This window comes from Shewanella sp. 125m-7, assembly GCF_052977045.1.
Genome location: NZ_JBRILQ010000023.1, coordinates 42,182 through 64,160 on the forward strand (window position 1 = coordinate 42,182; position 21,979 = coordinate 64,160).

Annotated in this window: 19 protein-coding genes and 1 pseudogene; 11 read left to right on the forward strand and 9 right to left on the reverse strand. The window is 43.9% G+C overall.

Features of this window, described 5'->3' with window-relative positions; translation table 11 throughout:
* Window positions 1–68: 68 nt before the first annotated feature.
* The 3 genes from ACVBIL_RS12030 to cutA all read right to left on the reverse strand — a co-directional run bounded on the left by ACVBIL_RS12030 (window position 69) and on the right by cutA (window position 4,157).
* Window positions 69–1,808: a cation:proton antiporter domain-containing protein gene (locus tag ACVBIL_RS12030; protein WP_447167212.1), complete on the reverse strand. Its 1,740-nt coding sequence runs from the start codon at window positions 1,806–1,808 to the stop codon at window positions 69–71.
* Between the two features lie 205 nt (window positions 1,809–2,013).
* A complete protein-coding gene (locus ACVBIL_RS12035; RefSeq protein WP_447167213.1) occupies window positions 2,014–3,837 on the reverse strand; it encodes a protein-disulfide reductase DsbD in 1,824 nt (607 codons plus the stop codon).
* Window positions 3,834–4,157: a divalent-cation tolerance protein CutA gene (gene cutA, locus ACVBIL_RS12040; RefSeq protein ID WP_447167214.1), complete on the reverse strand. Its 324-nt coding sequence runs from the start codon at window positions 4,155–4,157 to the stop codon at window positions 3,834–3,836. Before cutA ends, ACVBIL_RS12035 begins: the two co-directional genes overlap by 4 nt.
* Window positions 4,158–4,515: 358 nt before the next feature.
* Between cutA and ACVBIL_RS12045 the strand changes: the two genes are divergently transcribed.
* Window positions 4,516–5,139, forward strand: coding sequence for an FxsA family protein (locus ACVBIL_RS12045; RefSeq protein WP_447167215.1), 624 nt, complete (start codon window positions 4,516–4,518; stop codon window positions 5,137–5,139).
* Between the two features lie 39 nt (window positions 5,140–5,178).
* Here ACVBIL_RS12045 and ACVBIL_RS12050 read toward each other — a convergent pair whose 3' ends face one another.
* The gene (locus ACVBIL_RS12050) at window positions 5,179–6,987 is read right to left on the reverse strand and encodes a protein kinase domain-containing protein (RefSeq protein WP_447167216.1); all 1,809 of its coding nucleotides are present in this window, start codon (window positions 6,985–6,987) and stop codon (window positions 5,179–5,181) included.
* A gap of 247 nt (window positions 6,988–7,234) precedes the next feature.
* Here ACVBIL_RS12050 and ACVBIL_RS12055 point away from each other — a divergent pair, with 247 nt between their 5' ends.
* Together ACVBIL_RS12055 and ACVBIL_RS12060 are read left to right on the forward strand one after the other, a co-directional pair.
* Window positions 7,235–7,576, forward strand: coding sequence for a hypothetical protein (locus tag ACVBIL_RS12055; RefSeq protein WP_447167217.1), 342 nt, complete (start codon window positions 7,235–7,237; stop codon window positions 7,574–7,576).
* Between the two features lie 253 nt (window positions 7,577–7,829).
* The gene (locus ACVBIL_RS12060) at window positions 7,830–8,489 is read left to right on the forward strand and encodes a thiopurine S-methyltransferase (RefSeq protein ID WP_447167218.1); all 660 of its coding nucleotides are present in this window, start codon (window positions 7,830–7,832) and stop codon (window positions 8,487–8,489) included.
* 168 nt (window positions 8,490–8,657) lie between these two features.
* Here the strand turns inward: ACVBIL_RS12060 and ACVBIL_RS12065 are convergent.
* Window positions 8,658–9,395, reverse strand: a pseudogene (locus ACVBIL_RS12065) (transposase); the annotation flags it as partial.
* Window positions 9,396–9,558: 163 nt separating this feature from the next.
* Window positions 9,559–10,878: an outer membrane channel protein TolC gene (tolC, locus tag ACVBIL_RS12070; protein WP_447167219.1), complete on the reverse strand. Its 1,320-nt coding sequence runs from the start codon at window positions 10,876–10,878 to the stop codon at window positions 9,559–9,561.
* Between the two features lie 289 nt (window positions 10,879–11,167).
* Here tolC and nudF point away from each other — a divergent pair, with 289 nt between their 5' ends.
* The 7 genes from nudF to parC all read left to right on the forward strand — a co-directional run bounded on the left by nudF (window position 11,168) and on the right by parC (window position 19,391).
* Window positions 11,168–11,809: an ADP-ribose diphosphatase gene (gene nudF / locus ACVBIL_RS12075; RefSeq protein ID WP_447167220.1), complete on the forward strand. Its 642-nt coding sequence runs from the start codon at window positions 11,168–11,170 to the stop codon at window positions 11,807–11,809.
* Window positions 11,810–12,104: 295 nt separating this feature from the next.
* Window positions 12,105–12,539 (forward strand): DUF1249 domain-containing protein, encoded by a 435-nt coding sequence (locus ACVBIL_RS12080; RefSeq protein ID WP_447167221.1) that lies wholly within the window; start codon window positions 12,105–12,107, stop codon window positions 12,537–12,539.
* 21 nt (window positions 12,540–12,560) lie between these two features.
* Complete coding sequence (gene cpdA, locus ACVBIL_RS12085) at window positions 12,561–13,400, forward strand: 3',5'-cyclic-AMP phosphodiesterase (RefSeq protein ID WP_447167222.1); 840 nt, start codon at window positions 12,561–12,563, stop codon at window positions 13,398–13,400.
* A gap of 28 nt (window positions 13,401–13,428) precedes the next feature.
* Window positions 13,429–14,001 carry a YqiA/YcfP family alpha/beta fold hydrolase gene (locus ACVBIL_RS12090; protein WP_447167223.1) on the forward strand — a complete coding sequence of 191 codons (573 nt, stop codon included), beginning with the start codon at window positions 13,429–13,431 and terminating at the stop codon, window positions 13,999–14,001.
* A gap of 55 nt (window positions 14,002–14,056) precedes the next feature.
* Window positions 14,057–15,943, forward strand: coding sequence for a DNA topoisomerase IV subunit B (gene parE / locus ACVBIL_RS12095; protein WP_447167224.1), 1,887 nt, complete (start codon window positions 14,057–14,059; stop codon window positions 15,941–15,943).
* Between the two features lie 38 nt (window positions 15,944–15,981).
* On the forward strand, window positions 15,982–17,124 hold the full coding sequence (locus ACVBIL_RS12100) for a PQQ-dependent sugar dehydrogenase (protein ID WP_447167225.1): 1,143 nt from the start codon (window positions 15,982–15,984) through the stop codon (window positions 17,122–17,124).
* Window positions 17,124–19,391 carry a DNA topoisomerase IV subunit A gene (gene parC / locus ACVBIL_RS12105; RefSeq protein ID WP_447167226.1) on the forward strand — a complete coding sequence of 756 codons (2,268 nt, stop codon included), beginning with the start codon at window positions 17,124–17,126 and terminating at the stop codon, window positions 19,389–19,391. Before ACVBIL_RS12100 ends, parC begins: the two co-directional genes overlap by 1 nt.
* An 86-nt stretch (window positions 19,392–19,477) precedes the next feature.
* Here parC and ACVBIL_RS12110 read toward each other — a convergent pair whose 3' ends face one another.
* Window positions 19,478–19,669 carry a bacterioferritin-associated ferredoxin gene (locus ACVBIL_RS12110; protein ID WP_447167227.1) on the reverse strand — a complete coding sequence of 64 codons (192 nt, stop codon included), beginning with the start codon at window positions 19,667–19,669 and terminating at the stop codon, window positions 19,478–19,480.
* 221 nt (window positions 19,670–19,890) lie between these two features.
* Window positions 19,891–20,817 (reverse strand): D-2-hydroxyacid dehydrogenase, encoded by a 927-nt coding sequence (locus ACVBIL_RS12115; RefSeq protein WP_447167228.1) that lies wholly within the window; start codon window positions 20,815–20,817, stop codon window positions 19,891–19,893.
* 50 nt (window positions 20,818–20,867) lie between these two features.
* Between ACVBIL_RS12115 and ACVBIL_RS12120 the strand changes: the two genes are divergently transcribed.
* On the forward strand, window positions 20,868–21,200 hold the full coding sequence (locus ACVBIL_RS12120; protein WP_447167229.1) for a DUF3392 domain-containing protein: 333 nt from the start codon (window positions 20,868–20,870) through the stop codon (window positions 21,198–21,200).
* Between the two features lie 57 nt (window positions 21,201–21,257).
* Here the strand turns inward: ACVBIL_RS12120 and ACVBIL_RS12125 are convergent, their stop codons facing one another.
* Entirely contained in the window at window positions 21,258–21,959 is a 702-nt protein-coding gene (locus ACVBIL_RS12125; protein ID WP_447167230.1) for a glycerophosphodiester phosphodiesterase, read from the reverse strand.
* Window positions 21,960–21,979: the final 20 nt, after the last annotated feature.

The window sequence follows — 21,979 nt, forward strand, 5'->3', positions numbered from 1 at the left end:
TTGGTCATCTTATACTCGATGACAAATAACATACGCTATAACACGGATAATGTATACAATCGGCTTTTTTATGGTGTTTTCACTATTTTTACTTCATTTTTATGCTTGGTAATCTCTGTCGTATCAGAAACGTCAGCTTCATTTTCATGCTTGATAATCTCTGCCGTATCAGAAATATCAGCTTCATTTTTATGATTGATAGCATCTGGGTTATCAGGTGCTGCACCACTAGGAGTGAGCAGCTCTTTGACCAAATGTTCAACTAAACCTGCACCTGCGGCTTCATAAAGGTTATAGACACTATGTACACCTGACTCACTCAGTGATTGAGCATCCTCTTTATATTTAACGATGGCACTGAGTTTACCTTGATAATCCAGCAGCTTTAGTTGTTCAACCGCAAACTGATTACCTACGTGATGCGGCATGGTGAGTAGGACTAATTCGAGATTGGGCGCTTTGTCGAGCTTTTCCCAAAAGTCGGTATCTGAGGCGTCACCTTGCACCACGTTTCGCCCCTTACTTATATGGAAGTCAACCAGTTCCTGCTTGTGCTCAACACCCAAAATTTCACCATCATAACGGGCTCTTAGTTCATCATAAGCACCAGAACCAATACGGCCCATACCTAAAATTAAAAAACGTGGGTTACCAACAGGGATCGGCCTATCCTCTGGGTGAAGAGGGTGTTTCTCTAAGCGTTTGAGTCTGCTTTGAAACTTCTGATATAAACGGCTTGAAGCGGTATTGAGTGGCGCGGCAAATAGAAAACTAAAGCTAAGTGCAACAGCGAGAATAACCATCCACTGTGGAGGTAGCCAACCTTTTGAGGTCGCAACGGCTGCTACAATTAAGCCAAACTCGCTGTAGTTACCTAAGGTAAATGAACTCATTAGTGCGGTACGAGAACGTAGCTTAAAGTGGGTCAATAAGTACATAAACAGGATGACTTTAATAGGCACTATAAGTACCAAAATTGCAGCCAAGCCGATATCGGAGAAAGTGGGTAAACCATTGAGGCCAACGGTTAAGAAGAAAGCGACTAAGAATAGCTCTTTAAAGTAAAACAGCGATTTAGCCAACTCTGATGATTTAGGATGACCCGCCAGCAAAATACCTATGACCAGAGCCCCAAGATCAGGCTTTAACCCGACGAGCTCAAATAGTCCCGCCCCCATAACGAGTGCCATGACTAAACCAAATAGGACTAACAGTTCACCGTGGCCAACGCGATCGAAGGCTTTATATATGAGGGGTTTTGCCAGCGGCAGTAACAGTAAACCTAGCGCCCAATATGAGGGAATATCGCCTTTAGAGATGGTTAAGAAAGCAACGGCAAAGATATCTTGCATAATCAAGATACCAATAGCGACTCGGCCATAAAGCGACTGCATATCACCTTTATCTTCCAGTATTTTTACCGCAAAAATGGTACTGGAAAAACTCAATGCAAAGGCGAGTAGCGCGAGCTGATCTATCTCTAATCCTGTGAGCTGTTCAAGCCCCAATAGACCTAAGAGTTTCAGTAGTGGGATAAAAAATAGCATTGAGCCGATTAGATGCAGGCTGGAGCCTGCCCACACTTCGGCTTTAAATAAGCTGCGCAGATCTAGTTTAAGACCAATGGCAAACAGTAGAAGAGTGACACCTAGGTTGGCTAATTGCTCCAACATTGGCAAACTGGACTCTTCAATACCAAACAGAAACAGTACAAATCCCGCAACAAGATAGCCAATTAAGGGGGGCAGTCCCACGCGGCTAACTAACATGCCGCAGGCTAAGGTGATAATGAGTATAGCGGGTTCCATGATGCTCCTTTCTTTATAATATGTACCCAAGCCATTGGATACAATGATGCACCATTGTATAAGAAATTTATGAAGTTGAGCTGAAAATTGTGAATAAATTTAGTGGTTTTTAGCGGTGTTGTGAGCTAGGGAAGCTTAAAAAGAAGCCCCGATTATCAAAGATAAACGGGGCTTCTAAAGATAAGGTTTAATTTGCGCTAACGACTTAGTTCACTAAGTGATCTAAATGCTCTGCGAATGCTTTTGGTCGCATAAAGCCGGTGACACGAAGATCGTCACGAATGGCACCGTTTTCATCGAACATCAATAGCGTCGGTAAGCCTAGTATGCTGTAATATTCAAGTAGCTCAATATCGGTTGCATCGTTCTTAGTAACATCGGCTTGCAGAATTACCATCTTATTCATGCGCTCTAACACCTGCGGATCTTTAAAGGTGATAGCCTCAAATTCTTTACAGGCTACACACCAGTCTGCATAGAAATCTAGCATCACAGTTTTGCCTTGTGCAGTTGCTGCACCAATTTCAGTATGTAGATCGAGCAGAGATTTAACACGCTTAAAACCGTGGCTTTGAGCTTCGCTATTGCTGATTGCTGTTGTATTAGAGCTAAAACCCAGCTTAGCCATTACCGCTTGCATACCGTATGAGAAGCTTGCTAGCAGTGCTAGCATCAACAGCACTGAACGCACAGTTTGCTTCCAGTTAAATTCGGTAAGTTTGTTCTGGTGCATAAGATAACCGACTAAAGTAACTCCCCAGATTGACCAAAGTAGATCTGAGATAAAGCCTGGCCAAATTCGACCTAGCATTACAATCGATACCGCGATGAGTAGGAAACCAAAGAAAGTCTTGATGATGTCCATCCAGCGACCCGCTCTTGGTAAGAGTTTACCGCCAGAGGTACCAATAATTAGCAATGGTAAGCCCATACCCATACTCAGCACGTACAGGGCTAAGAAGCCTTGCATTAAATCGCCTGTTTGTGCCACATAGATAAGTGCGCCAGATAGCGGTGCGGTCGTGCAAGGTGACGCTACTAGGCCAGAGATAATGCCCATGACGAACACGCCAATGACATTGCCACCTTTTTGGTTGTTAGAGAATGAGTTCATCTTTTCCTGCCATTTTGAAGGCAGTTTCAGGTCATACAGACCAAACATAGATAAACTCAAAACAAAGAAGAGTATCGCTAGCACAATCAGTACCGCTGGGTGCTGTAGCGCCGCTTGATACTTCATACCGGCAGAAGCAACAATCAGGCCAACTAACGAATAAGTAATTGCCATACCTTGCACGTACACCATAGAAAGTGTAAATGCTTTAGCAGTAGATAACTTTTCCCCTTGGCCAACGATAATACCCGACAAAATGGGGTACATAGGGAACACGCAAGGCGTTAAGGCTAGACCGATGCCTAAACCAAAGAAGATAACTAAGGTCCAAATAAGGCTGTCACCCGACAGCATGGCGCTTAAGGTATCTTGTTGAGTAATTGGGGCTTTTACGCTTTCAGCGGCTGACGGTGCAGCACCAAGTGCTTTATCTGTATTACTAAGCAAACCATCATTTGCGGCGACTTCAGTTAATTCAGCTGTTTTCTTGGTTGGCGGGAAACATAATTTGCCTTCGGCACAGCCCATAAAGGTGACATTTAGTTTACTTCCTGCAGTCGCTTCTTTAATCGCGACAGGCATCTCTACGTATGAGTAGTAGACTTCCTGCTCGCCAAAATATTCGTCAGTGTGCGGCTTGCCTTGTGGGAGTGATACTTCGCCTAAAACGGCACCATCGACGGTTTCAAATTTAAGTTTGTCACGGTACATATAGTAGCCGTCGGCAATGACCCAGCTAATTTTTACTTTGTCGCCTTGCTGTTTAAAGTCGAATACAAACGCTTGGTCGACTGGCATGAGCTCTGGCTCACCCTTTAAAAAGTCAAACTTATTACTACTGAAAATGCCGTCAGCGTGTGCCAGTGGCGTAAGCAGCAGTAGAGAGGCTAAAAACAGATTGATAATTTTTTTCATGGCTGTGTAGTTTCTTTTATCCAATCAAAATAGGCTGGCAGTCCTTGGGTAACAGGTACTGCAATTAGCTCGGGTACATCATAGGGATGTAACTTAGATAGTGTGTGCTCTATCGCACTGTAATGCTGCGCTAAGCACTTTATTTGCAAACTGAACTCCTGTTCTTCACACAGTTCTCCTTGCCACTCATATACGGAGGTGAGCCCTTGAGAGATCTGTACGCAGGCAGCGAGCTTGTGTTTAACTAGCTCTCTGGCAAGGATTTTAGCTTGCTCCTCGCTAGGACAGCTGGTGATCACTAACAAAAATTCGTTTTGCATTAAACTATTTCTATTGTCCAACAGATTAAAATTGTATTAAGCCAACTATTGTATAATGCCAAGAAAGGTACAATGGCGATCAATAGGGCGAACGGCTTTCAAAAGCTAATCGATACTTTACGTGTTTTAACTTAGGCTTGCATTAAGGCATCGCTAAAATAGTGATGCCAGTAGTTTTTGCTTACAATTACTCGCCTAATTGAGGCATCCGTTAGGATTTATACTCTATATAGCCGTCTAACTGTTGCGCATTACAGGCCAACAGCAGGTAATTGGGTCTTCCGTCAAGTAGCGACTTGAAAATAGACCGTGTTACCCCAATTTAGTTTTCATCACCAGCAAAAAATGTGAGGTCAGTGTGTTTTTTATTTTGTTATTAATTTTTGTTTTAGTTCCTGTTATGGAGCTATCAGTACTGATCCGCGTGGGTGAAGTGTTAGGTAGTTGGACAACGGTCGCATTAGTTATTTTTACTGCCGTAGTGGGGGTGTCTTTGGTGCGCAGTCAAGGCATTAGCACCTTGATGCAAGTGCAGCAAAAGTTGGCCCGTGGCGAGGCGCCTGGTCAAGAGATTGTTGAAGGCATGATGTTAGCGGTTGCCGGTTTACTCTTGCTGATCCCAGGTTTTGTCACTGACTTTCTTGGTCTACTACTGCTCACGCCATTTATGCGTATTCCAGTCGCAGGTTTTTTCTATAAACGTATGCAGCTCAAAGTGCAGGCAAACGGTGGCTTCCAGTCAGGTTTTGGCCCCGGATTTGGTGCTGGAATGGGGCCTCAAGGGCAAAACCCATTTGAAAATAAGGGCGGCCAGTCACCTTTTGAGCAAGGTAATACTTTTGACGGTGATTTTGAACGTAAAGTCGACCCAAGTGATAAACGCCCTGAGAGTCATCAAGTAAAAGGCTCAACCTTTGAGGGGGAAACGGTTGTCAGTGAAAGTGATAAAGAGTCTGACGATAAACCACAGCCAAAACCTTAATAAGTAAGGCATAGACTATGATTTACCGCTAGCGAGTTGTTAGCGGTATAACTGCTTAGGATTACGCGGGTAAAAGCGATCTGCGCGGCGGTCTATGAGGTGAAATTTTCGGGTGTTTTTATAGGGCAGTTTCATAAAGCCAGACACTCCTTTACCCTGAATCTTATCTACGTGAGCTAAGATCCTATCTAAGCTGGCACGAAAAGCGGCCTGTTTTCTAGGGTTAAGTAAACGCAAGTAGCTGTGGATCTTCATATGATTCGGCAGCACCTCAAAAATAATACAACCGGTATGATGGATCCGATTTATCCAAGCAAGCTCAGTCATGATTTCTTTGGGTAACTCTAAATTTTCTTCTGGATCGCGACCATCTTCAAAATAAGAATGCAGCCGTGATTTATCTTCAAGTGATGGCACATTACCCACCTCAAAGGGGAGCTGTTGATCGCAACTGGTCACAAATGGTTGTGTGCTGTCTTGGCGTTCGATATGCAAGGTATCGCGGGCATTAAAGAAGCAGGCTTTAAATACCCCAATGCGGCGAATACCCCGAGCAAGCGTCACCATATTGTTGACGGCAACCGTAATGGCATGCTTTTGCTCAGCCTTATAAATGGCTAGATTAGAGTCGATAAACACACCCGTTTCACGCCAGTGAATCGCCAATCCGCCAACAATGGCGTATTGGCTTAAGCGACCAACCGCAGCAATAAAGCCTTTCTCGGTATCACCCATACCAGCCATAAAATTGCGATAGTACTTTTCTAACTGTAAGTCATCCATTTTAGCAATAGGCTCGTCGCCGTTATGCTCTTTTAAAAATGATTTACGCGAACTGTAACTAACGGTTTCAACCTCTTTATCTCTCGGCAAATTCCACACCGGAATGTCAGCGTCGAGTGGTGTTGTATCTATTTTAGGCAGGTGTAATCGATGGCTGTGAACCATGCTTTTTAAAAAATAGTCACCGGCTTTTTTCCGTTGCAATGGGTCGTCACTGAGCATGCCATCTAAGGTTCGGGCTAGCTCCACCGGTAAACCGATACTGGTTGCCGGGATGACTTTACTACCGAAGCGGCTCGCTTGGCCCGATGCTAAAGCGTAGAGGGTCGCCGCCACGCCTTGTTCATCAAATCTTGGGCTCGAAAGTGCGCCATTAAGTTGTTCTTCACCAATAAAATATACGTCACCCATGCGGGCATTAGTATGTTGTTGGTCGCTGGACATCAAGTCCATCACATTGCCATTTACGGGGTTACCTTGAGTGTCACGCTGTGCGAATACCGCTGAGCCCCAATCAATCAGGGAGAGGTGTTGGGTATCAATGTCATAGACGAGGTTTGATGGTTTAATATCGCCATGAATAAGCGGTCTACCATGGTGTAAGTATTGTAAGATGGCCGCGAGTTGGCGGGCTATGTTCATCACCATAGCAACGGGCAGAGCACCGACCCTGACACAAAGCTGTTCAAGGTCTTCACCAGGAGCTCTGGCCATCACCAAGATCCCTTGCTTGCCTACGTGTTCAAATTTGATTGCTGGCGGCACATTAGGGTGGATCACCTGAGAAAGCATAAAGGCTTCCTCTTCAAGCCGGTCTTGAATATGCTGAGGTAAAGTTAAGCGAGAGAACTTAAACACATGTGCCTCGCCCTCCTTATTTACGCCTGCAAACACAAAACCATAGGCACCTTTACCGACGAGCTCTAAATCTTTATAGCCTAACTTACCTAGTTGTTGTTTACACAGGCGGATCCAAGCTCTGTGTTTACGAGCATCATTGACGCCCAGTAGGTAAATGGATTGCTCTTCTGAGATGTAAAAGTGTTGAAGTTCTGGTGTTTGCAATGGGGACCCCTTCTTCTGTGAATTCTATTAAATCAATAAGCTGTAATAAAGTCCAAGCTCATTGGGTTAAGAAGCGCATGTTTAGGTTGCAAAAAAGCTATCTGAGTCACACCTAACCAATATTTTCGGGTTAGATATTGATGCATATCAAATCTAGCGGAATAAGAGAAAGGTAATCTTAAAGTCAGTACTAGTATAAATGGTATAAGCCAAAGAAAAGGCTTAGATATCAACCCGAGGTGGCTTTATGTCAGGACTAGATAAATCCCAGTTAATTGAATTGCTTGAGTATCCACGGCGACGTATTTTACAGTCGATGGAGCTAAATTATTGCCCTCATGCAGGCTTCTTTAACCATACCGATATGGAGTGCATTAATTGCCACCAAGGTATGGAGTGTACTTGGATGAACCACAATGATGAAACTATTGCGGTAGAGAAAAAATCTGTTGAAGATCTGAAACAACAGTTATTGGTCGCCGTTGATTTTATAGATTCGAGCTTAACCCCGCATCACCTATCGCGCCGTCAATGTGAATGTGAAAATTGTGTTTGGTTGAAAAAAGTTCAACAAGTGCTTAATCCATAGCTGGTAAATCTTGAAATGATGGCACCGTTTTGACTTGGTATTTTCAGTTTTAGCCACTTATTACCTTTACTTCTATTTAGCTCTGTCTATAGAGTAACGGCCTAAGTGGTATACCTGAACTGAGCATCACTTATCATAGTGAGCGCTAATTCGTTCCCCTGATGATTCTCATGATCATGGTCATACCTTGGTTTCTTTGGTAATTGTATTTTTAATACAAATTTTTAATTACCATTTGTAATGGATATGGACTATGCAACCAAGCTTTTGGCATGAAAAGTGGGATGCCCAGCAGATAGGCTTTCATTTAAATGCGGTTAACCCTCTATTGGTAAAATACTGGCCGCGGCTAAATCTCACATCAAATTCACAAGTTTTTGTTCCTCTATGTGGTAAGTCTTTAGATTTGTGTTTTTTGGCTGAGCAAGGTCATGAGGTGTTAGGCTGCGAGTTAAGTGAGCAAGCTGTGCAGCAGTTTTACCATGAGAATAATCTGCCATTTGACGCGAGTCATGTAGGCGAACACCAACACTTTACTACCGAGCAGGTCACCATCTATCAAGGTGATATCTTTAGTTTACCTATTTCAGAATTCAACAGCTGCACAGCTTTTTACGATCGCGCCGCGTTAATCGCTTGGCCGGAAGAGATGCGCTTAGCTTATGCGCGTCAGCTTACTAAATTGGTTTCCGCTAATAGTGTTGGCTTATTGATCACCTTAGATTACCCACAAGCTGAGTTAAATGGCCCACCTTTTGCTGTATCAGAAGATTGGGTTCAGGCCAACCTCGGTGAACATTTTGACATTGAGCGTTTAGCTTGTGATGATGTGCTGAGCGACAACCCTCGCTTTGTGAAAAAGCAGGTATCTTGGCTGAATGAGTCGGTTTATAAGTTAACGCGAAAAAGCTGAGATGGTACAGGCTAAGATGATAAAAGCCGAACGGCCTGCGGCCTCGGTCGAGAATCTTTTCACTTTAGCATAGCGTTCCGTGAGTGAGCTTGCGAACGTTCTGTTATCTGTAGCGTCGTTCGTCTGCATTTACCAGATCAAAAAAGCGCTCCTAAGGTCTAATGCCGTTCAGTTAAGGTGAGCGGCCTTTATATTTCTGGCATACCCTTGTGGCCTAGGTTTCATTGCTCGAGGGAATATTCTCTCTCGCCGTCCCTCTAGAATTAAGCTCTCTGCCATATTGTGAGAACCTTTTAATTAACCTGGTATTGCACCCTGAGTTGAGTATGGGAGCCCCACTAATAATGAAATAACATGCGCAAGTGTGCCTTTAAAGCTCAGTTGATAAGGTAGATAATTTCCTTTCAAGCTAAAACTAAGTTCAAGCATCTGGTACCGAATTAAATTATAGCTTAGTAAGATCCCCCATAACTCCTGTTTCACCAGTTCAGGTAAACGACTACGCCCTAGTGCTTGGATAACCTCATATTGAACGTTCTTTTTTAGCGGAATAAGCCAATGCCGTTCATTGCCTGTTTGATGCCATTTATGTAGAAGTCCTAATGAGTAAAAGCCTTTGTCGAACAAGGTGATACTGTGATCTGGCGTGGTCTCTATCCATTTCTCAGTAAGCAGCATCTGATTGACTTTATAATCATCGAAGGCGCTACCTGTGATCCGGTGGCTGCTCAATGCCATCTGACATACCATTCTTACTTGAGGATATTGTGTTTTTTTGACGAGAAAATACTGCGTTATGTTGCAGGATATCAGGGGGGGGCGCCAAACAACACGATCAACACTTAGGGTAGCTAGGCCATTCCATTGAGGTCAATGCGCATCCTTCAGCCAGGATGTCGTCATTCGTTAATGATATTGAGAGCTTGAGAAACGTCCATAAAAAATCCGAGACCTATGAGTAGGACTCGGATTCTGAAGCATCTAGAAGATCAGTCAACCGATCGATAAATCACTAAATGATCGGCATTAGCCATTTGGCGGTTTTTTATATGTTTAACAACAAGGCAAGTTACTTAGCCACTGCAGGAGCAGTAAGACCATTGTTAATTGAGGCAACATCATCTTCGTTTAATGTACCAGCCGCTTGCTTAAGCGCTAGAATCGAGTTGATGTAGCCATAACGTGCGTCAGATAGCTTACGCTTTGAATCATATAAGTTACGTGTGCTGTTTAATACGTCAACAATGGTACGCGTACCCACTTCAAAACCCGCTTCAGTGGCCTGTAACGCGCTCTGTGAAGAGATCACTGATTGCTCATAAGCACGAATAGAGCTAATAGATGCACCGACGTTGTTAAAGTTATTACGTACGTTTTTAACCACTTGGCGGTGTGTCTGCTCAAGTTTCGCACTTGCTTCTACATATTGGTACTGTGCTTGATTAACTTGTGAAGAGACTTTGAAACCTTCAAAAATAGGAATGCTCAGTGTTACGCCAACCGTGCCGTTATCAAACTGGTCACTACCATTCATGGCAGGCTTTTGTTCAATCCCTTTATTGTAACCGGCATTTAAACTCAGTGATGGCATGTGACCCGCTTTATAAAGCGTGATGGTCTCTTCAGCGATATCTTTTCCGATACGGGTTGTCATCAAGTCAATGCTGTTGGTTTCAGCGATCTTAATCCAATCATTTGAAGAGGCTGGTGCAGCCGCTGTTGCTGAAAAGCGATTCATATCTAGGATATCGATGCTCTTATGATCAATACCTGTAATTTCACGTAGCGCTTCGTAGCTATTCGCAAGGGTATTTTGGCTTAGGATTTCTTGCGCGTTAGCTAAGTCATACTGAGCCTGTGCTTCATGTACGTCAGTAATCGCGGTCAAACCTACAGCAAAACGTTGCTTAGTTTGTTCTAGCTGACGTCCAATTGCGCGTTTTTCAGCGCCTTGAAACTCATAGTCATCCATGGCGGTTAACACGTCAAAATACGCGTTAGTTACACGAATAATAAGGCTTTGTAGCGACGACGCATAAGCTGAATCTGCTTGAGAAGCCGCTTTTTCGGCTAGGCTTAAGCCTACCCATGCACTGTGATCGTAAATAACTTGATTAAGCGTAATGCCGCCAACAATACCACTAGAGTCTGCACTCGGATCATTCCATGCTTTATCGTAACCCACATTTGCACTGACAGTAGGTAGTAGTGGTGCTCGGTTTTCTTCAATCTGTTCGTACAAAGCATCACGTTGGGCTTGAGCTTGTAGCACAATTGGATCACTGGTCAATGCTTGTTGATATATTTGTAGAAGGTCATCAGCATGAGCTGCTTGTGCGGTAGCTGCAAGTGTCAGTGCGGCACATAGAGAACGGATCTTGAATTTCATTTGCTGTCCTTTTAGACAAAATTCTCCATTGAGGAGCGAATTTAACTTGTTATGTTTAGCTTTGCCTTACTTATAACGAAAAGTAAAACGGTTCGCGCTTCCCGACGCTTCCCAATACATCTAAACTTAGTGGGTTAAATAGTAAAAACCTACAAATTCTAAGTCAACTCAGAAGTGTAACAGTTTTTAATCGTTATGATTAGTACTGCTTTCATCATAGTATTAATTTTTTTGTTTGAATTTATTGTGGCATAAATACCTTTATAAACAAGTATATTTAGGATGAAAAATGAACAGTACCTTTAATCGCAATGACGTTGAGCTTCTCAGTAAGAAAACCTTGTATAAAGGTTTCTTTAAAATGGATGAATATCGCTTTAAACACCGCTTGTTTGCTGGTGGTTGGAGCGGTGAAATATCACGTGAAGTGTTTGAGCGTGGTCATGCTGTGGTGGTACTACCATATGATCCGCTTACCGACCAAGTGGTGCTAATTGAGCAGATCCGTATTCCGGTACTCGAATGTGCTAAAACACCTTGGTTGTTCGAGTTGGTGGCTGGCATGATTGATAGCGGTCAAACATCGGTAGATGTAGCGTATCGCGAGTTAAAAGAGGAAGCCGGATTAACAGCTCATAGTATGGTCAAGGTTAATGAATATTTTTCAAGTCCAGGCGGAACCAGCGAGCGTTTTGACTTTTATTGGGCTAAAGTGTGCGCCGCAGACGCTGCAGGTATACACGGTTTAGATGCAGAACATGAAGATATTCGCGTTCATGTTCTCAGCCGCGAGCAGGCGTATCAAATGGTTGTAGAGGGGCGCATTGATAATGCCTCTACGGTAATCGGCTTACTTTGGTTGCAACTTAATTATCAAAATATCATTAAACAATCACCAAAGAAGTCGATTAACGATAAACCGTCGTATTAAAGCTATTATACCCAAGCCACCTGAAGATGCAGGGTTCAGTGGGAATTTAATGCGCTTTAAGCAAGGCGTTGATTGCAGTTAATGGTTGCTCCCTTAGCAAGATCAATAACGCAGCAGAAAGTGCATTAAACCCCATCGAAGAAGGCTTTGCGCAAGCCCACTTCGTTGTTGCACTAGCTTAAAAGGGAGTTACCATTCCTACGCTAATACGCCTAGAATTGAACTCGCGCAAGGCCTCTGAAATGAGCATGTTCAAGTCGTTTGGGTATAAACAAGAGAGTATTGGAATTTAGTCGTGTCAAATGTCGCCTTTGCAAAAAACAAAAAGTATCAGCCTAACATCAGCCAGTTTTTGGCGCTGTGTGGTCGTAACTATATGCACATTCAACGCTGGTTAACTTTAGAGCCTAGTGAGGGCCAAAAGTGGCGGGTAAAAGGCGAGTTTGGTCAACTAGATGTTTGCCTGTTAGAAAATACTAAATATACCCAGCTTGTACAGATTTCTCGTTGCGTAGGTAGTCACAATTTAGTGTCGACACCAAAAGTGTCAGTTCGCATTTACCACGATGCTAAATTAGCAGAAGTGTTAACTAGTCAACAGATTTATCAATTACGACCAGTGTATGATTATCCAAATATGCATATGCACCATCGGGATGAAAAGTACCAAGTTAACGCTTTTCTAGAAGAGTTATTGAAGATTGATAACTTAACTAAATTTGTCAGTTGATTTGATTATTGGGTAATTAATTTGCTAAAAGCGGCTATCTCTTATTCAATTGCTGAAGCTAAGAGTGTGAGAATCGTGCAAGTCACAGATCCTCACCTGTTTGCCGATCCTGAAGCTCAGCTACTCGGGGTTAATACAGCGCAAAGCCTTGGGGCAGTACTTAATACCATTTCGGCGGTGAACTACCCTGCGGACTTCATGCTCGCAACCGGTGATATTAGCCAAGATTACTCCAATGAGTCATATCATAACTTTGTCGACGCAGTTTCTTCTTTAGGGCTCCCTTGCCATTATCTTCCGGGTAATCATGACGACCCACGGATCATGAACCTACATATGCAAGGGCCTAAAGTCTTTGGCCAGAAGCGTATCTTAGCGGGGAATTGGCAGATCATTATGCTTGACTCTACGGTGCGCGGGCGGCCAGGTGGGCATATGTCTGCAGCCGAGTTAGACTTGATTGATAGTGCCATTGCCGCCGAGCCTGAACGCCATACTTTACTGGTCATGCACCACAATCCAATCCTTGCTGGTTGTACTTGGCTTGATCAGCACTGTATGGATAACGGTAGTGATTTCATTGAGAGAGTGGCAAAGTACCCGCAAGTAAAAGGTTTGTTGTGGGGGCATATTCATCAGAATATCGATACAGAGCATAAAGGCCCACATGGATCACTTAGATTGATGGCTACTCCGTCGACCTGTATCCAGTTTAAGCCCAAGTCGCCGTATTTTGCCCTAGATGCGCTTCAACCTGGATACCGATTGCTGGAGCTAAAATCCGATGGTAGCATTCTGACTAATGTTTACCGGGTGCCAGGAAAGAATTTTTCACCTGATAAAGATGCGGGCGGTTATTAGTTAAGAACACGCCGCAGTATGAGGAAGTATGCTGCTATATATACATGGATTTAATAGTTCCCCCTTGTCAGAAAAAGGCTTGGTGACTGCGCGTTTTATTGCACAGCATCACCCCACACTTCAATTTAACCAGCCACAATTGCCCTGTGAACCGCTAGAAGCAATGGCGCTATTAATCGATATTGTTGAAAAAGCCAAAGCCGCTGGGGAGTCGCTTACTTATATTGGTTCGTCGTTAGGTGGATATTTCGCGAGTTATTTAGCCGAAACTTACGGTGGACGCGCAGTTTTAATTAATCCTGCGGTAAAACCGTTCGAACTATTTGATGAATTCATTGGCACTCAGTACAATCCCTATACGGATGAGACCTACCAGGTTGTTGCTGAACATAAGCTAGACGTCGCGCGTTACAATACGCCCGCAATATTAAATCCCGATCGCTTTTATGTGCTATTACAGACTGGCGATGAAGTGCTCGACTATAAACAGGCCGTGCAGAAATATCACTGCTGTAAGCTCTTAATAGAACCTGATGGCGATCATAGCTTTATCGGCTATGAGGCCCAACTTGCTTCTATCTGTGAATATCTGTTTTCTTGACAAATAGACCCGTAGGGCCGCAACATGGCCTGAATAACAACATAATATGTGTGCCATGACAAACCAATACACCTCAGATGCTATTGAAGTCCTAAATGGACTTGACCCTGTAAAACGTCGCCCCGGTATGTATACCGATACTTCGCGCCCGAACCACTTAGGACAGGAAGTCATAGATAATAGTGTCGATGAGGCATTAGCCGGGCACGCCAGCCGTATCGACGTTATTTTGCATGCCGATAATTCATTGGAAGTTACCGATGACGGCCGTGGTATGCCGGTTGATATCCACCCTGAAGAGGGGATCCCTGGTGTCGAGCTTATTTTAACTAAGCTGCACGCGGGTGGTAAGTTCTCTAATAAAAACTATCAGTTTTCAGGTGGTCTCCACGGTGTGGGGATCTCAGTTGTAAACGCGCTTTCAAGCCGCGTTGAAATCACCGTTAGACGTAATGCCGAAGTTTATGAGATGGCATTTGAGCACGGTGAAAAAGTCGAAGACCTACATGTTGCTGGGACTTGCGGTCGCCGCAATACTGGTACGAGTGTACATTTTTGGCCCGATCCTAGCTATTTTGACTCTGGTAACTTTTCGACGTCCAAGCTGAGCTATTTACTTAAAGCCAAAGCCGTACTCTGCCCAGGTCTGCGCATTAAGTTTGTTAATAAGCAAACCAATGAAACCCAAGAGTGGTTTTATGAAAGTGGTTTAGAAGATTACTTAAAAACCTCTATCAATGGCGTACCCACTTTACCTGAAGCGCCATTTATTGGTAGCTTTGCGGGTAATTTAGAAGCCGCAGATTGGGCCATTACATGGTTACCAGAAGGTGGTGACTATCTCAATGAAAGTTATGTAAACCTTATTCCTACGCCACTAGGTGGTACTCACGTAAACGGTTTTAGGCAAGGCTTGCTAGAGTCTATGCGTGAGTTTTGTGAGTTCCGCAACTTGATGCCGCGTGGCATTAAGCTAACTCCTGAAGATATCTGGGATCGCAGCACCTTTATTTTATCGATTAAGATGCAAGATCCACAGTTTGCCGGCCAAACTAAAGAGAAGCTTTCGAGCAGACAATGTGCGGCGTTTGTATCGGGTATTGTGCGTGATGCGTTTAGTCTTTGGTTAAACACCAATACTGAACAGGCTGAGGCCTTGGCCGATATGTGTATTAACAATGCACAGAAGCGTTTAAAAGCGGCCAAGAAAGTCGCGCGTAAACGTATTACTTCAGGTCCTGCCTTACCGGGTAAACTGACCGACTGTAGTGGTCAAGACCCAATGCGTGGCGAACTGTTCTTAGTGGAGGGCGACTCTGCGGGAGGGAGTGCAAAACAAGCACGAGATCGTGAGTTTCAAGCGATTATGCCGCTGCGTGGTAAGATTTTGAATACCTGGGAGGTTGATTCTTCTCAGGTCTTAGCTTCGCAAGAAGTTCACAATATTTCGATTGCGATAGGTTGCGATCCTGATAGTAACGATATCTCAGAGTTACGCTACGGAAAAATTTGTATTCTTGCCGATGCGGACTCGGATGGTTTGCACATTGCCACCTTGTTGTGTGCGCTATTTATGAAGCATTACCGAGTCCTAGTGGAGCAGGGGCATATCTACGTGGCGATGCCGCCACTGTTCCGTATCGATATCGGTAAAGAAGTATTCTATGCCCTCGATGAGGCTGAGAAAAATGGCATTCTAGATAGAATCGCCGCAGAAAAACGGAAAGGAAAAGTCCAAGTAACACGATTCAAGGGATTGGGTGAGATGAATCCGCTGCAACTACGTGAAACGACGATGGATCCAAATACGCGTCGATTAGTGCAATTAACCATAGATGATGCCGATGAAACATTGGCACTGATGGATATGTTATTAGCCAAGAAACGTTCTGGAGACAGAAAGACTTGGTTAGAAGCTAAGGGTGATATTGCCCAACTCTAAGCGACAGTTTGTGATTATAATCAGACAAAAGAATAATAATGACGTTTGAAAACTATCGAAATCAAATAGCTACTGGGGTGTCGCTGCTTTGCGCTCACTTTATGCTTAGTTGCAGTGCATTAGCAGCAGAACCTGTGATGATCACCGTATCGAAAGGTTTTGGCTTAACCTTATACGCCTCCAACCTTGGTGATGCTAAGCAGTTAGCCGTTGGGGATAAAGGCACTTTGTTTGTCGGCTCATACCGAGACGGAAAGATAACCGCTTTGGTCGATGCCGACGGTGATGGCCGGGTTGATAAGCGTTATTTGATTGCCAAAGGTTTAGATAACCCTGAGGCAATTGCATTTCATGATGGTGCATTATATGTCGCAGAAGATGAACGTATATTGCGTTTTAACCAAATCGAGTCTCGACTAAAAAGACCAGGGCGTCCGAAAGAAGTTTACGACCGCCTACCGGGTAACACTAAGAAAAGCCGCAGAGCCATGCATTTTGGCCCTGATGGACGCTTATATGTCGCTATTGGAGCACCCTGTAATGTGTGTGAATCTGAAGCGCCTTACAGCAGCATTATCGCGATAAATGTTAAAACAGGTGCGAGTGAGCAAGTCGTTACTGGTGTTAGAAAGGTGTTAGCCTTTGATTGGTCACTAGCTGATAATCAGCTGTGGTTTGCCGATATGGGGCGTGATTGGATGGGGGATAACTTACCGCCGGACGAGATAAATAAAGTCGAGCGTATAGGGAGTCATTTTGGATTTCCCTATATTCACGCCACCGATATTATTGAGCCTGCTTACGATAAACCTCAAAACCTAAAAGTGGTGGCGCCAACTTATGAGTTGCCAGCGCATGTTGGGGCTAAAGGATTGCACTTTTATCGCGGTACGCAATTTCCAGAGCGTTTTCATAATCAGATGTTTGTTGCCGAAAATGGTTCGTGGAACCGTTCAAGTAAAGTCGGCTATCAAGTTGTCATGTTAAAGATTGAAGCTGGCGAAGTAATTAAAAGAAATACTGTTGTCAGTTTTCTCGACGGAGAATTTCCCGTCGCTAGACCATATTCATTGGTCACAGCACCCGATGGTGCCATGTATATTTCTGATGATCTCAAGGGCAACATATATAGGTTGTTCTATAAAGACTCAGTAAAAAATCAGTCACAGGATAATGATTAATGAGTGATGCGATAGATTTAAGCCTTGATGGCGTAGAGCAAATGCCTCTGCGCCGCTTCACGGAAGAGGCATATCTGAACTATTCCATGTATGTCATCATGGACCGTGCATTGCCGCATATCGGCGATGGACTCAAACCGGTTCAGAGACGTATTGTCTACGCCATGAGTGAGCTTGGTTTATCTGCTCAATCTAAGCATAAAAAATCGGCACGTACCGTTGGTGACGTGTTAGGTAAGTATCACCCGCATGGTGATAGCGCTTGTTATGAAGCGATGGTGTTAATGGCGCAGCCATTCTCATATCGTTATCCGTTAGTTGATGGTCAAGGTAATTGGGGCGCACCCGATGATCCTAAGTCATTTGCGGCGATGCGTTATACCGAAGCAAGACTCTCTAAGTTTTCTGAGGTTTTACTCCGCGAGCTTGGTCAAGGTACGGTTGATTGGGGCGTTAACTTCGACGGCACCATGAAAGAGCCGTTGGTTTTGCCTGCTCGTCTACCGCATATTTTGCTCAATGGTATTACTGGTATTGCAGTTGGTATGGCAACTGACGTGCCACCGCATAACGTTAAAGAACTCGTAGGCGCATGTGTTGAGCTACTGGATAACCCTAAGGCTGACCTTGCTCGCTTAATGGAGTTTGTACCTGGGCCTGATTATCCGACAGAAGCTGAGATTATTACTCCTGCGGCAGATATAAGAGCCATTTATCAAACCGGCCGTGGCTCGATCAAAGCGCGTGCGGTTTATACCGTAGAAAATGGCGAGATTGTGATCACTGCACTACCGCATCAAGCCAGTAGCGGTAAGGTTTTAGAACAGATTGCGAACCAAATGCAGGCTAAGAAGTTGCCTATGGTAACGGATTTACGTGATGAATCTGATCACGAAAGTCCTGTGAGAATGGTGATTGTACCGCGCTCGAATCGCGTTGACTGTGACCAACTTATGGCACATTTATTTGCCACTACAGACTTACAAAAGAGTTATCGAGTTAACCTTAACGTTCTGGGGCTAAATGGCCGTCCACAAGTAAAGGGGCTACTGCAGATATTAACTGAATGGCTTGAGTTCAGAATGACCACGGTAAAGCGCCGTTTAGAATATCGATTAGATAAAGTGCTATCGCGCTTACATATTCTAGATGCCTTAATGGTGGCATTTTTAAACATTGATGAAGTCATTGAGATCATCCGCTATAACGATGATCCAAAAGTGGAGTTGATTTCACGTTTTAACCTTTCAGACAAACAAGCAGATGCAATTCTTGATTTGAAGTTGCGCCATTTAGCTAAGCTTGAAGAGTTCAAGATCACGGCTGAACAGAGTGAACTAGCAGCAGAGCGTGATAAATTACAGTTATTATTAAGCTCTGAGCGTCGCATGAAGACGTTAATCAAGAAAGAGTTAATCAGTGATGGCGAAGACTACGGTGATGCGCGTCGTTCGCCGTTAGTTGAACGATCAGAGTCAAGAGCATTAACTGAGCAAGAGCTAGTCGCAGTTGAATCCGTGACGGTTGTTTTATCAGAGAAAGGTTGGGTCCGCTGCGCGAAAGGTCACGATGTTGCGGGTGAAAGTTTATCTTACAAAGCGGGCGATAGCTTCTTACGCGCGGCTCAAGGCCGCAGTAATCAGCCGAGCGTGTTTATAGACACCTCAGGCAGGGCATTTGCCACAGAAACCCATACGCTACCGTCAGCTCGCTCTCAGGGCGAACCTATTACCACTCGATTCAATTTAGCGCCGGGTGCGACCATGGAGCATTTGCTGTTGTCTGATGAGGAGCAGTGTTATCTATTGGCTTCTGACGCGGGTTATGGCTTTATTTGCTCGAATAAAGATATGGTATCACGTAATAAAGCGGGTAAGGCATTGCTGAGTTTACCAGCGAATGCCAAGGTGTTGCTGCCGCAAAAAGTCGATAAGTCAAAGTCGCAGTCGATATTAGCCATTACCAATGAAGGTCGCATGTTGCTGTTCTCGCTAGATGCGTTGCCGCAGCTTTCTAAAGGTAAAGGTAATAAGATCATCAGCATTCCAGGTGAACGTGCTAAGAACCGTGAAGAGTTGCTATTACATTTGACAGTGATCCCTGAAGATACCGCGGTAACCCTGTGGGCAGGTAAGCGCAAGCTAACCCTAAAACCGAGTGATTTAGAGCACTATCGTGGTGAGCGTGGCCGCCGCGGTGCCAAATTACCACGTGGTTTGCAGCGAGTGGATAGCGTAGAGCTTGGTGACGGTGAACCTGTCGTTTAAACATAGTTGTTAAATGTTAGACAAAAAAATGCAGCCTGATGGCTGCATTTTTTATTGAAGGCCAACGCGGTTTTTAATGCCGTGCTTTAAGCGACTTCATAAAAGTGGGGTTCGATATCCACCTGTCGTTGGATAATCTGAGTCGCCATCTTGGCACACTTTCCACATTGATCTGCCACGCCAAGACGTCTTTTAACGTCGGCTAATGACGCATCGCCTTGGCTAACAGCTTCTTTGATTTGTGTATCAGTAATAGCATGGCAAAGACAAACGTACATGGAAAATCATCTCTAAATCGAATAGAGCATGAAGTGTAAATGAAAATGATTCTCAGTGCTAATAATGCTTAGCTATAGTTATTGGCTATTTTGTCTAAGCCAGTTATTAAAAAGCGTGCATAGCTCACAGTGTTGTGATGATTGCCGTTCTGCTCAAATTTTATTCGCTATTTTGCATTATACCGATTGTTTTACCCATCACATCTTTAGTTCGATTGCGATTAGTAACCACGCTCAAAATGCACTCTATGGGATAGCGTCTCGCCTTTTATCCACTTGTGAAAATTCTCTGCAAAAATTTCCACCACTTGCTCGGGGAAACTCGGAGCGGCAATATGTGGCGTAATAATCACGTTATCCAGTGACCAAATCGGGTGCTCTTCTGGCAGGGGTTCTTGATTGAATACGTCAAGAATCGCTTGTTGTTCAGGTTTTTTAATCAGTTGGAAATAAAGGGCATCTAAATCCAGCACATCACCGCGGCCTAAGTTGAACAGTACAACCTCTTCTTTAAGAAGCGACAGGGTGTGCTTATTAAGTGCGCCTTTTGTTTCCTGTGTGCTGGGGAGTATGCTGGCAACCGCATCGGCTTGGGGTAAATAACGGGCAAGATTCGCTAGGGTATCAACCCGATCAAAACCTTTGGTGGGTTTGGCACCGCGATTAATACCAATGACATGCATACCAAAGTGTTTGGCAGTTTGGGCAATATGCTTGGCAATTGAACCTGTTCCTAATAGCAGTAAGGTTTGCCCTTGTAGGGTTTTAAAGCTACCTGGAAGCCAAATTTTTTGATCTTGCTGTGTTTTGTATTTTTGATGCTCTCTTTGGTATGCCAATAAATAGCCAAAAAGGTATTCACTCATTAATGGGCCGAAAATGCCTCTTACATTAGTGAGTTCATAGTCTTTACGTTGCCTTGGTTTAACGAGGGCATCAACTCCCGCGAAGGTTGACTGCATCCATTTAAGGTTAGCTGCGTGAGGCAATAAGGGGGCGGCAAGTTTCGGTTCTGCGAGCCAAATATCAGCATTGAAAATGGCTTGAGGATCATCATCTAAGATAACAGTGTCAGGTAGGTGACATGAATGCAATAACTGACGATAACGGTCGTTTTCTCTGGTGAGTAATAGTAACTTGTGTCCCATACTAACTCCCTATATTCTACATTAACCTAGGTTTTATCTCTGCTTGGTTAATGTCTAAAATTATTGATGTTCTTAACTATTTAGGGCTGTTCATTTACCCTTGGATAGCCGAAATTTCAACGGCAATTATTGCCTGTTGCTTGGTTGTTTTTGGCGCCGATATAAACCGTTTTCTGCGTCGTTATTTTACTGGTCGCTCTTTTCTACTTCGAACCTGTATTTTCGTCATCGTTAATGCGTTTGGCTATGGGCTGATTATTATTCATATGAGCCCATTGTTAGCGCAATATATGGCAAAAACCCCTGCGCATTGGTTATTTGTTTTGGTTGTAACCACTTTCTTCGCTATAGGTAGCTGGGCGCAACGGAATAAACAAGTCTAACTTATTAATTTTAGTGTAGATTATATTTTTTAGTTTGTGCAACTCGGACGACTTTGTTTACGCCTGAGAGACCTTTAGATGATTCAGTGCGCGATCCGGATAATTGGTAAATACGCCATCGACTCCCATCTGCTTTAGCATATCGATATCATCAATATGATCTACCGTATAAACATACACATTAGCTCCGCGATTATGGGCATCATCGACCATAGCTTGGGTGGTAAAACTTAAGCCTAAGTGAATTGAGTAAGCATCGAGTTGGCTCACCACATTAGCAAGCTCTAAAGGCACCCCTTCAATGAGCGGTGCAACACGTGCTTCAGGGTATTGCTGCTTTAAAGCAGCCAGAAAAGGATGATTAAACGATGAGATTAGTAGCTTGTTAGCATCATATTTAAGGTCACTGATAAGCCTTGGGTAAAGTTCAATAAAGGCCTGTAAGCATCCGAGTCCCTTAAGTTCGATATTGACTAGCGTCCCATAAGGCTTGAGTAAGTTTAATACTTGCACCAAAGTTGGGATAGGCTGGCCATCAATAGTGATGTGGCTTAATGCCTCTTTCGTATATTGCTCAATAAGGCCATTGCCAGAACTCTTAGGCTCTAAGCGCCTATCATGAAATACGTATAGCTCGTCTTCAACTAAATGAATATCAAGCTCCACTGCCATTGCGCCGAGCTCAACGGCTTTGGCAAAAGCCGCTAAGCTATTTTCTGCTACATAACCGCTGGCACCGCGGTGAGCGAATATCATCATAATCGTTTCTCTATCGCTAC

Coding starts and splice junctions, on each gene's coding strand:
- ACVBIL_RS12115 (WP_447167228.1), bottom strand. CDS start 20,817: ATGGGACACAAGTTACTATTACTCACCAGAGAAAACGACCGTTATCGT.
- ACVBIL_RS12090 (WP_447167223.1), top strand. CDS start 13,429: ATGCTGCTATATATACATGGATTTAATAGTTCCCCCTTGTCAGAAAAA.
- ACVBIL_RS12100 (WP_447167225.1), top strand. CDS start 15,982: ATGACGTTTGAAAACTATCGAAATCAAATAGCTACTGGGGTGTCGCTG.
- cutA (WP_447167214.1), bottom strand. CDS start 4,157: ATGCAAAACGAATTTTTGTTAGTGATCACCAGCTGTCCTAGCGAGGAG.
- ACVBIL_RS12120 (WP_447167229.1), top strand. CDS start 20,868: ATGTCTAAAATTATTGATGTTCTTAACTATTTAGGGCTGTTCATTTAC.
- ACVBIL_RS12035 (WP_447167213.1), bottom strand. CDS start 3,837: ATGAAAAAAATTATCAATCTGTTTTTAGCCTCTCTACTGCTGCTTACG.
- nudF (WP_447167220.1), top strand. CDS start 11,168: ATGAACAGTACCTTTAATCGCAATGACGTTGAGCTTCTCAGTAAGAAA.
- ACVBIL_RS12055 (WP_447167217.1), top strand. CDS start 7,235: ATGTCAGGACTAGATAAATCCCAGTTAATTGAATTGCTTGAGTATCCA.
- ACVBIL_RS12030 (WP_447167212.1), bottom strand. CDS start 1,808: ATGGAACCCGCTATACTCATTATCACCTTAGCCTGCGGCATGTTAGTT.
- tolC (WP_447167219.1), bottom strand. CDS start 10,878: ATGAAATTCAAGATCCGTTCTCTATGTGCCGCACTGACACTTGCAGCT.
- ACVBIL_RS12125 (WP_447167230.1), bottom strand. CDS start 21,959: ATGATGATATTCGCTCACCGCGGTGCCAGCGGTTATGTAGCAGAAAAT.
- ACVBIL_RS12110 (WP_447167227.1), bottom strand. CDS start 19,669: ATGTACGTTTGTCTTTGCCATGCTATTACTGATACACAAATCAAAGAA.
- parC (WP_447167226.1), top strand. CDS start 17,124: ATGAGTGATGCGATAGATTTAAGCCTTGATGGCGTAGAGCAAATGCCT.
- ACVBIL_RS12060 (WP_447167218.1), top strand. CDS start 7,830: ATGCAACCAAGCTTTTGGCATGAAAAGTGGGATGCCCAGCAGATAGGC.
- parE (WP_447167224.1), top strand. CDS start 14,057: ATGACAAACCAATACACCTCAGATGCTATTGAAGTCCTAAATGGACTT.